Origin of the sequence: Dietzia sp. DQ12-76, assembly GCF_014145045.1 — a bacterium.
Classification (GTDB): domain Bacteria; phylum Actinomycetota; class Actinomycetes; order Mycobacteriales; family Mycobacteriaceae; genus Dietzia.
This window is the reverse complement of the sequence record NZ_JAALDV010000048.1, coordinates 1-3,367: the sequence shown is the minus strand read 5'-3', so window position 1 is coordinate 3,367 and position 3,367 is coordinate 1. Positions and strand designations below refer to the sequence as shown.

Here is a 3,367-nt window from a genome sequence, read left to right as displayed (position 1 = left end):
CCGCCGCCCCGGCCGTCGCCGACGCGATCGCCGGATTCCGGGAGCGGGGGCACCGCCGGGTGGCCGTTGCGACCCACCTGCTCGCTCCCGGGTTCTTCGCGGATCGTCTGGCGGCGGCCGGAGCGGACGCGACCTCGCGGCCGCTCGGCGCCAACCCGGAGATAGTCGATCTGATCGTCCGGTTATATCGAGAGAATTCGGCGGGATTAACCGCCTCTCCGAACCGGGAGTTCCCGACACGGTAAAGGTCAGACTATTATCGACATTGGTCAACTAATGTGATCACGCATAATATGCAGAAATTGTGCATACTGTTGTGCAGTAGTAACGGCAACCAGCTAGGGAGTGACAGTGGCGCAGCAATTCCAGGTCAAGTACATCGATGACCTCGACGGAACAGAACTGGGTGACGAGGCTAATTCCCTCTCGTTCGCCTTCGAGGGCAAGGAATACTCCATCGACCTGAGCGACGAGAACGCCCAAGCCTTCCGGGATGTCATGGCCCCGTACATCGCCGCTGGTCACCGCGTGACCGCGACCAGGGGCAAGCCGGCTCGCAAGGCTGCCGCCAAGTCCTCGTCGGGCGATACCAAGATCATTCGTGAATGGGCGAGGGAAAACGGCTTCGAGGTCTCCGACCGTGGCCGCATCCCGGCCGACGTGATGGAGGCCTACGCCGCCGCGAACTGACCACGCAATCGAGGGCCCGCATCCCCGGTGACGGGGTGCGGGCCCTCGTTCTATTCGCAGGTCTCCCCACCCGGCGGACACGCCCCACCCGGTCGGCGACCGGAATTGGTGGAAGGACGCGGTGACGCCGCGGGAATTGTCCGCTCAGAGCTGAGTAATCGGTGCGTCCAGGTGCGACAGGGCGGCGGCGACGAGTCCCGCGCGGATCCCCGCGTAGTTGGCCCCACGGAGCGGAGCCATCTCCGCCGCCACCGCCACGGCGCGGTCCAGCACCGCGTCGGCCTCGGCCGCCTCGTGGACGATCCCGGCCTCGATCGCGTCGGACGCCGGGTAGCGCCTCGAGGTGAGCATCGCCGTGCTCGCCACCCCGGGCGTGAGGCGTGTGGTGATGAGCGCGTTCATCCCCGGGGGGAACGGCATGCCGAGCTGCGCCTCGGGCAGGTTCCAGAATCCGCGATCGGCGCGCATGACGCGGTGGTCGTGAGACAGGGCCAGCATCGCGCCGGCTCCGAAGGCGTGGCCGTTGATCGCCGCGACCGTCGGTAGTTCGAGCCGCAGGACCCGGGCGAACAACCGCTGGGCCCGTGAGACGTACGCGGGCAGTCCGGTGGGATCGGAGGCGACGACCGACAGGTCGAGACCGTTCGAGTAGAACTTCCCGGCCCCGGTCGTGACCAGTGCCGCCGGTCCTTCGGACGCCTCGACCTCGGTGAGCGCGGCGTCGAGGGAGTCCAGGAACTCCGGGGAGAAGGCGTTGTCCGGGGCGTCCGCCGGGTCGTCCGGCTCGGCGAAGCGGAGGACGAAGACGGAATCGTGACGGTTGAGAGTGGGCATGGGTCACAGCGTAGAGCCGCGGGAACGCCGTCACGGCAGGTGGGACACCGTTGTCACGGCGTCCGCGGGAGGCGCGGCGCGACCGCGGGGGCAGGGGACGGGCGGCGCGCCGGCGGTACGGCAACAGTGTTTTCGGTGGACACGCCACGGCGTTGTGACGCGATCGCGACGTCGTCGTCGTACTCTTCCCGGGTGACCCGTTCCCCCTCCCGCGGCACCTCCGGCGCCCCTCCCCACGCCCAGTACGACGAGGCCCTCCGGCTGGGGATCCTGCGCGAGGCGACGCGCCGGCTCCGGAGCGCGGCGCCGGAGAAGCTCGGACTGCGGCCGCTGGCCGCCTCACAGGGCACCTCCACCACCGCCATCTACACGATGTTCGGGGGCAAGTCCGGGTTGCTCGCGGCGGTCGCGGAGGAGGCGGACCGGATGCTCGCCGAGGCGCTGCGCGAGTCACTGCGCCACGACAGTGTCGAGACCGACATGCGATCCCTGTGCCGTGCCTACCGACGGTGGGCGCTGGAGAACCAGGGGCTGTACGCGCTCGTGGTGGGGGAGCCCGTCCGTTCGCCCCGCACCGAGACGGGCCGCCGGGACCCCCGGTGGAGGGAACCACTGCTCGAGATCGTCGACGCGCTCGTAGACGAGGGGGTCTTCCGGGCCTCGGACGTCCACGAGGCGGCCACGGCGATCTGGGCCTCACTGCACGGGGTCGTGTCGCTGGAACTGAGCGTGTGGCGTCAGTCCCCCAGCGCCGAGCAGTACTTCGAGACTCAACTCGCGGCCGTGTTGCGGTCCTGGGCTGCAGGGCAGGGCCGCCGGGCCACACCACACGGGCCCGCGAACTCCTCAACCGGAATGGTGGGCTGAATCCATGGGCGAGCGGTCGTTCTTCACTGTCGACGACTCCGGGGCGTACATCCCCACCAGGTACGCCCGCAGCGCGTGGTCGGACACGATGGTCAACGGGCCCGCCGTGGTGGTGGCCGCCGCTCGTGCGCTCGAGTCCGAGCACGGGGCGGAGGGGTTCCACCCCGCCCGACTCACCGTGGACCTCTTCGCGCCGGTCCGCACCGAACCGCTGTTCGCCGTGACGGAAGAGGTCCGGGCTGGCAACCGCATCCGGGTCGCCGATGTCCGGATGCTGCAGGAGGGCGCTCTCGTGGCCCGCGGCACTCTGGTCCAGTTGCGCCGGGGCGAGCAGCCACCCGGGAACGTGTGGCGCTCGGGCCGGCGCGTCGGGGCCCCGCCCGAGGCGGACCCGCTCGAGGACACGCCGGGATCGAACGTCTTCTTCGGCAGCGGAGACCAGGGGGAGGCGTGGAGCCGCGACATGGGTGCGCACCAGAATGACCAGCGCAAACGCTTCTGGCTGCGTCCGCTGGACGTGGTGGCCGGTGAGGACGCCACGCCCTTCCAGCGCGCCGTCACCCTCGCCGAGTCCACCAGCCTCATGTCCCACTGGGGCGACGAGGGCATCGGCTTCATCAACGCCGACCTCACCGTGGCGCTGGCCCGTCTGCCCCGCTCGGGCGACATCGGGATCGAGGCCGACGAGCACCTCAGCGACGCGGGCGTGGCGGTGGGCAGCGCATCGCTGTTCGACCGGGACGGCGTGTTCGGCACCGGGACCGTGGTGGCCGTGTCCAACGCGGGGCGGCAGATCGACTTCACCCGGCGCCGGCCGGGCACCGAGGACAGTGGATCGATCGGATCGAACGAGGCGGCGACGCGGGTATGAGCCCCGGGTTGACGCGGGAGCGGATGCTCGACGCGATCGAGGCCCAGGTCGGGCTGGTGCGGTTCGCGCTCGCCGGGGGCGTCGACCCGGCCACCGCCCCGGCCA

At 70.2% G+C, this 3,367-nt stretch carries 5 protein-coding genes; 4 read left to right on the top strand and 1 reads right to left on the bottom strand.

Annotated features, from left to right (window positions below; all coding sequences use genetic code 11):
- The coding region (locus tag G6019_RS17060) for a sirohydrochlorin chelatase (RefSeq protein WP_375539740.1) at positions 1-245 on the top strand (245 nt) is incomplete at its 5' end.
- 106 nt (positions 246-351) lie between these two features.
- Positions 352-690, top strand: a complete 339-nt coding sequence (locus G6019_RS02520) for a histone-like nucleoid-structuring protein Lsr2 (protein WP_107755326.1) — start codon at positions 352-354, stop codon at positions 688-690.
- 144 nt (positions 691-834) lie between these two features.
- Here G6019_RS02520 and G6019_RS02515 read toward each other — a convergent pair whose 3' ends face one another.
- Positions 835-1,524, bottom strand: a complete 690-nt coding sequence (locus G6019_RS02515) for an enoyl-CoA hydratase/isomerase family protein (protein ID WP_107755327.1) — start codon at positions 1,522-1,524, stop codon at positions 835-837.
- 192 nt (positions 1,525-1,716) lie between these two features.
- Between G6019_RS02515 and G6019_RS02510 the strand changes: the two genes are divergently transcribed.
- Positions 1,717-2,391, top strand: coding sequence for a TetR/AcrR family transcriptional regulator (locus G6019_RS02510; protein ID WP_107755328.1), 675 nt, complete (start codon positions 1,717-1,719; stop codon positions 2,389-2,391).
- A gap of 4 nt (positions 2,392-2,395) precedes the next feature.
- Positions 2,396-3,262, top strand: coding sequence for an acyl-CoA thioesterase domain-containing protein (locus G6019_RS02505; RefSeq protein WP_107755329.1), 867 nt, complete (start codon positions 2,396-2,398; stop codon positions 3,260-3,262).
- Positions 3,263-3,367: the final 105 nt, after the last annotated feature.

Coding starts and splice junctions, on each gene's coding strand:
- G6019_RS02515 (WP_107755327.1), bottom strand. CDS start 1,524: ATGCCCACTCTCAACCGTCACGATTCCGTCTTCGTCCTCCGCTTCGCC.
- G6019_RS02505 (WP_107755329.1), top strand. CDS start 2,396: ATGGGCGAGCGGTCGTTCTTCACTGTCGACGACTCCGGGGCGTACATC.